The 1,582-nt window shown below is 73.4% G+C and carries 2 protein-coding genes; both read left to right on the top strand.

The window, feature by feature from the left end:
- Window positions 1-154: 154 nt before the first annotated feature.
- Window positions 155-634, top strand: coding sequence for a chemotaxis protein CheW (locus G4D87_RS37600; RefSeq protein WP_163787568.1), 480 nt, complete (start codon window positions 155-157; stop codon window positions 632-634).
- On the top strand, window positions 631-1,582 hold a 952-nt coding region (locus G4D87_RS37595; RefSeq protein WP_163787567.1), incomplete at its 3' end, for a CheR family methyltransferase. The genes G4D87_RS37600 and G4D87_RS37595, both read left to right, overlap by 4 nt.

Raw genomic sequence — 1,582 nt, 5'->3', positions numbered from 1 at the left:
CCGCCGTCCAGGCCGGGCCACGGCGGTAACGTGTCCTGTTCCCCCTGAAGCATGGGCCCGCCCCCCTGTCCCCACTGAGGACTGGTGGACACCGTGACCGGGGGCCGACATCAGTGTTCGACAGTGGCCACGTCCACGTCTTATGTCCCAGGACATGACCCACGCACCCACGGAGGTGCTGCTGTTCACCCTGAACGGCCAGCGCTACGGACTGCCCGCACCCGACGTGCGAGAGCTCGTACGCGCCGCGCGCCTGACGCCCCTGCCCCGCGCGCCCGCCGTGGTGGAGGGCCTGCTGGACCTTCGGGGAGAGCTGTTGCCCGTCCTGGACCTGCGCCTGCGCTTCCGTCACCCGCCCCGCGCGCTGTCCCCCATGGACCACTTCATCGTGGCCTCCGCGGGCACCCGCGGCGTCGTGCTGCGCGTGGACCGGGCCGAGGGCCTGCGCGTCCTCGCGCCGGAGGAGTGGGACGCCACGCCGCGCCAGCTGCCGGGCGTGGGCTATGTGGCGGGCGCCGTGAAGCTGAAGGACGGGCTCGTCCTGGTCCATGACCTGCGCACCTTCCTGTCCGAAGCCGAGGCCCTGGAGCTGGATGCCGCCCTGGCGGCGCCGCAGGAGTCGGAGCCCGCGTGAATTGGGGCCCCTGGAGCCACCCAGGTTATGCGGAGGTGCTCGCGCTGGTGGAGGAGCGCGCCGGGCTGGTGCCGCCCAGCTGCCCCGCGTCCGCCGAGGAAGGCATCGCTCGCGCCATGGAGCGGGCCGGGCTGAAGGACTTCGACGCCTACCGCGCGCGGCTCACGGAAGAGCCGGCCGCGCTGGATGACCTGCTCATCGAGCTCACCGTCGGGGAGACGTACTTCTTCCGCACGCCCGAGCACTTCGAGCACCTGCGGAGCGTCGTGCTCCCGGAGCTGCGCGAGCGCCAGGGCCCGGCCCACACCGCGCGGCTGTGGAGCGCCGCGTGCTCGTCGGGCGAGGAGCCCTATTCCATCGCCGCGCTGCTGCTGGGCGAAGGCTGGGATGAGCGCATGGCCGTGTACGCCACGGACGTGTCGCGCGGCGCGCTCGCCCGGGCCCGGAAGGCCCACTACGGCGACTGGTCCCTGCGTGGCGGCTGGGCGGACCGGATGCGCGCCCACCTGCGCGCCGACGGACGCCGGTACATCCTGTCCCCGGAGGTGCAGAAGCGCGTGCGCTTCAGCTACCTCAACCTCGCGCTCGACACCTGGCCGTCCGCGGACAGCGGCATCTGGAAGCTGGACGTCATCTTCTGCCGCAACGTCCTCATCTACTTCAACCGGCCCACCATCGAGGCTGTCGCCCGCCGGCTCCATGACGCGCTGGATGAGGGCGGCTACCTCTACACCGGCCCGTCGGACCCGCCGCTCGGTGGACTGGCGCCGCTGGAGTCCATCCTCACCGAGTGGGGCGTGCTGTACCGCCGGCCCCTGCCCGGGGCCACCCTCTCCCTGCCCGTCCCGGCCGCGTGGACCGAGCCGCCGGCGGTCACCGCCCCCGCCGCGGCGACCGCGCCCGCCTGGAGCCCGTCTTCCACCGGCGTACCCGGTACCGCGGCGGGGG

The sequence above is a fragment of the Myxococcus vastator genome (genome assembly GCF_010894475.1).
Lineage (GTDB): Bacteria > Myxococcota > Myxococcia > Myxococcales > Myxococcaceae > Myxococcus > Myxococcus vastator.
The sequence above is the reverse complement of the archived record's forward strand: the minus strand, read 5'-3'. Positions and strand labels throughout refer to the sequence as shown.

Excerpts from the sequence above, each read along its gene's own strand:
- G4D87_RS37600 (WP_163787568.1), top strand. The coding sequence starts at position 155 with ATGACCCACGCACCCACGGAGGTGCTGCTGTTCACCCTGAACGGCCAG.